Annotated in this window: 2 protein-coding genes; both read left to right on the top strand. The window is 55.7% G+C overall.

Features of this window, described 5'->3' with window-relative positions:
* On the top strand, positions 1-197 hold a 197-nt coding region (locus H8711_RS13250), incomplete at its 5' end, for a hypothetical protein (RefSeq protein ID WP_249283841.1).
* A 485-nt stretch (positions 198-682) separates the two neighbouring features.
* A partial coding sequence (locus H8711_RS13245; RefSeq protein ID WP_249283840.1) for a 3-keto-alpha-glucoside-1,2-lyase-like domain-containing protein occupies positions 683-4,623 on the top strand: 3,941 nt, incomplete at its 3' end.

Genomic DNA, 4,623 nt, shown 5'->3' with positions numbered 1-4,623 from the left:
TGGCGCCCGAAGTTCCCGCGGTGATCGAGCCCGCGGTCCCGGCTGAGGCGGAAGCGCCCGCGGCGCAGGCCGAGGCCCCTGTCGAGGCGGCGGAAGCCGGTATGCCGGTTTGGGCCATCACGGCAATTGTGATTGCGGCGGCGGCAATCCTGGGCGGCACAGCGCTGGCTGTGGCTCACAAAAAACATGAGAAGTAAACGATAAAATCAAAGGCAAATCGCCCGGCGAGCCCCTTATTTGGGGAATTCGCCGGGCGATTTTTGTTTTTATTAAGAAAAAATGGAATAACATGTAATTTTTCATGAAAAACATCATGTCATTTCATGAATTATCATGAAATCTAAAATAGATGCTAAAAAATCGTAAATAAATTGGAGGCGGTTTATGATATAATAGGGAAAAATAAGGAAGTAGAGAAAAAAACAGGAGACAAAATAAGAAAAATTAAGTAATAAAGGGTTAAATTACAAGAATATATTAAAATGGAATGTTAATAATGTGATAAAATGTTAAAATATCTTAAAAAAATATATTGATTTTGTAAAGACTATTCCAGAAAAAAGAGGTAAAGTAAAAGTAGAAGATGAAGCAGTTGTTTTATTTTTACCGATAGATTCGCCGCATTGAAAGGAGTTGAAGATTTTAGCGGCAGCAAACAGAATTTAACAAAGGGAGTGGAAAAATGAAGAAAACAAAAGGAAGCAGAGTGCTTTCGGCCCTTTTGGCATTTACAATGGCGATGGGCATGTGGACAGTGCCGGCCTATGCGGCAGCACAAACAACCGCTGAACTGGACAAGACGGTGTTCACCGACGATTTTTCCGATGACACCATCGGTGTAAACTGGGAAAAATTTGGCATGAACCAGAGCGACTGGGCGGTTGCAGACGGCGTATGCACCTCGCTGGCCGACAGTTATCCGGCTGGTGTGGGTCAGAAACTTGCGCTCAACGGGCTGACAGCCCAAAACTGTGAATTTGAAGCCGATATCACACTCAACAACGGCAGCGACGCGGGCATCCTGTTCCGCGCAAGCGACATTGCGGACAAGGGGGACGGTTTCACCGGCTATTACGCTTACATCTCGCCCAACGGCAGCGTTGCGTTGGGCCATGCCGATCAGGCATGGGGCGGTAACCTCGCGTCGGTACCCAAGGGGATCGTACAGGGCAAGTCCTACCGCTTGAAGGTGTCGGCGATGGGAAATTCCATCCAGATTTACCTGGACGGCGAAGAGGTGATCTCGCTGGAGGACGACAAGTACCAGAGCGGCGGCTTTGGGTTGCGTTCCCACTGTGCCTCCGCTTCGTACGACAACATTAAAATCACCGCTTACACCGATAAGCGGGAGTTTTCCGACGACTTTTCCGAGGACACCATCGGGGTGAATTGGGAAAAGTTCGGCATGAACCAAAGCGACTGGGCGATCGCGGACGGCGTGTGCACCTCGCTGACCGCCGGTTATCCTGGCGGCGTGGGGCAGAAACTCGCACTCAAGGATTTTAACGCCCAGAACTGCGAGATGGAAACCGACATCAAGCTCAACAGCGCGGGCGATGCGGGCATTCTGTTCCGCACCACCGGGATTGTTGATAAGGGCGACGGCTTCACCGGCTACTATGCCTATATCAAGTCCAATGGCGATGTGGCGCTGGGCCATGCCAACCAGGCGTGGCTGGGCAACCTCGCTTCGGTCCCCAAGGGGATTGCGCAGGGCGAGACCTACAAGCTGAAGGTTTCGGCAGTGGGCACCCTGATTAAGGTATTTTTGAACGGGGAAGAAGTGATCTCGCTGGAGGATGACAAGTATCCGAGCGGCGGCTTTGGGCTGCGCTCCCACTGCACCTCCGCCTCCTACGACAATGTCAAGATCGCGGCTTATGCGTCCAAGGAGGTCAGCAAGATCGAAGTTACCTCCCTGCCAAACAAGACGCTTTACTTCGTCGGCGATCTGATCAACACCTCGGGCTTGCAGGTGACGGCCACCTACATAGACGGAAGCACCCGCGCGATCCCCGCCAGCGCGCTGGAGATTTCGTTCGATTCCTCCACAGCTGGGGACGAGATTCCGGTCGTTGTGTCGTATGAGGGCAAGGAGACCAGCTTCAACGTGCGTGTGGTCGAAGGTTTGTCCTTCCCCTACCACGACGACTTCTCGGACGCTGCGCTGTTCCAGAACAACTGGGCGCAGTACGGCGGAGGCAGCAGCGGTTGGCTGCTGGAGGACGGCATGTGCAAAACCGCGTCCAGCTCGGCGCCTGGGCAGAAGTTGGAGTTGATCGGCGGACTGACGGTCAGCGACTTCATGCTGGAAACCGATATCGCGTATCTGGGCGGCGGCGGAGTTGATGCGGGCGTCATCTTCCGCGCGGCTGATGTTACGGATCGGGGCGACGGCTACCGCGGTTACTATGCGTATCTTGCAAACGGCGCGGTCGGCCTGGGCCGGTGCGACAACGCCTGGGACAGCGCCTTTAAAAAGGAAGTCGCGGCCAACGTCAAGGTCGGCGACGTCTACCGTATGAAGATCGTCTGCCGCGGCAACAACATCAAAATTTACCTCGACGGCGAGCTGATGTTGGATGTCAACGACAGCAAGTTCAGCAGCGGCTCGGTCGGCTTCCGCGCGCACTACGCATTGGCGGCCTACGACAATTTTGTGGTGTCCAACGATCCCGATTATGTGGATACGACGGTCTACAAGAATCTGCTGCAAAAGCTTTACGACGACAACAAGGACCTGGACATCAGCATCTACCCGGAGGATCGCTGGGAGCGCTTCAACGATGCGCTGGAAGCGGCTCGCCTGGTGTTGGAGAACCCGGATGCCACCCAGGCGCAGGTGAACGAGGCAAAGAGTGAGCTTGCAGCGGCGGTCAGCTATCTGGCGGAAGACGACCCGGTTTCCGCGCCGCATCACCTGAACCCGCTCCTGCCCGGCTATGGAGCCGACCCGACGATACAGAAGTTTGGGGATACCTATTACATCTACGCGAACACCACCGACCGCGACTGGTGCGATACCCCGATGGTGTTCTGGTCCAAAGATCTGGTCAACTGGGAGGGCCATGCACTCAAGCTCCTGGTGGACGAGGAGAGCTACGGCGGAGAATATACCCACCGGATGCAGTGGGCGCCCACGATCATCGAGTGGAAGGGCATCTATTACCTCTACTACACGGTGTACGACAACCGTCCCGGTCTGGCCGACGATGAGCGGGAGAACAACATCGTTGCGGTGTCTGACAATCCTGTAGGGCCGTTCACCATTAAGAAGTGCATCACATACGGCGAACCGGGTTCGGCCAGCCCGGAGAACAGCACCCACGATCCGCACGTGTTCTACGATCCGCAGACGGATAAGGTCTATCTGCTCTACGGCGGCATCTATGAGAAGCTGTTTATCGAGGAACTCAACTCCGACGACCTGACCCAGGTGGTGCCGGGTACCCGCAAAGCGCTGCTGTACGGTTCGCTTGGCGGCAACGGCGGCTACGCGCCGGGCAAGGATGTCACGGTGGGCGGTGGCCACCAGAATTTTGCAGAGGGCCCGTTCGTCTATACCAGGGAACTGGACGACGGAAACGGCGGCACCTTTACCCGCTATTATATGACCTACTCCTGCGAAAACTATTCAGATGCGAGCTATAAGCTGCGCTATGCCTACAGCGACGACGGGATCATGGGCCCGTATCATTATCTGCCCGATCCCACCGAATACTTTTCGGATACCCCGAGCAATATGATCATTCGCACCTCGCCCAACAAGACCACCGACGGTTACTTCATGGCGAAGGGCCCCGGCCACCACTCGGTGCTCCAGATGGAGATCGACGGCGAATTGCAGGACTACCTGGTGTATCACAAGCTGGCCTCCGAGTCGGGAACCGGCCGTGTGCACCGCCAGGTCTGCATCGACCGCATCTACTACACCGAGGACGGCTTTATCAAAGAGGTGCGTCCGACTCATAACGCGGACGGCGTGGACGCCATCCGCGGTGTGGAGAGGAGAGCTCGCCTCACCGATGCGGATACGGTGGTCACCGCATCCAGCGTATCAAACAACGCATCTTACCCGTTCCGCGAGCCCAAATACGCGCTGGATGACAACTACGCCACCATGTGGCAGGCAGCCGGCGCGCCAAAGGCGTCCGATCCGGATAGCGCGGAGTATCTGCAGGTTGACCTGGGCGCAGTCAAGACGGTCACCGGCTTTAAGTCCGATTTCTGGCTGCCTCATCGCCTGCACAAATATCAGATTGAATACTCGCTGGACGGCGAAACATGGGAGATGTACGCAGACCGCACCGACAACGAAGAGGTCGGCATCATGTTCGACGAAGGCAAGCCGGTTCAGGCGCGCTTTGTCAAGATCACCATCACCGACATGCAGCGCTACTACGACGATGCCGAAGACGCACATATGAAGACCGGCCTGTGGGAGTTTAACATCTACGGAGAAAGCGGAGAGATTCCGAGCGACGTCGACAAAGCTGCATTGAAAGAACTGGTGGAAGCGATCGACGGGAAGTACGAGGAGAGCGGGTACACGGCCGAGAGCTGGGCGGAGCTTGAGAAAGCGCTGGAAGAAGCGAAGGCAGTGATTGCGAAAGCGGACGCAGA

Origin of the sequence: Ligaoa zhengdingensis (assembly GCF_014384885.1) — a bacterium.
Lineage (GTDB): Bacteria > Bacillota > Clostridia > Oscillospirales > Ruminococcaceae > Ligaoa > Ligaoa zhengdingensis.
The sequence above is the reverse complement of the archived record's forward strand: the minus strand, read 5'-3'. Positions and strand labels throughout refer to the sequence as shown.